Source organism: Leucobacter celer subsp. astrifaciens (assembly GCF_001273835.1).
GTDB lineage: Bacteria > Actinomycetota > Actinomycetes > Actinomycetales > Microbacteriaceae > Leucobacter > Leucobacter celer.
On record NZ_JHEI01000074.1, the window covers coordinates 1 to 250 of the forward strand.

Consider the following 250-nt stretch of genomic DNA (forward strand, 5'->3'; position numbering starts at 1 on the left):
TCCTGGGGGTGACGAGCATCGTGCTGATGGTCGTCGCCGCGGCCGCCCCGCTCACCGTCGTCAGCAGCAACGTTCCCCTCGCCATCGCGCTCGGCCACGGCACAGGCGCCCCTTACGCCTGCACCATCGCGCACGTCGCGCTGCCGCTCTTGTCCGTCCGGTCCGTCGCGGTGTCACCGCGCGTCAGCCACACTGACCGCGTCTTCTCGTACGCCGCCCTCGCGCCCGGTGCGATGCCCGGCACACTCAC

The 250-nt window shown here is 72.0% G+C and carries 1 pseudogene; it reads left to right on the forward strand.

The features are described 5' to 3' along the window. A pseudogene (locus AMS65_RS19695) lies at positions 1-250 on the forward strand (amino acid transporter); the annotation flags it as partial.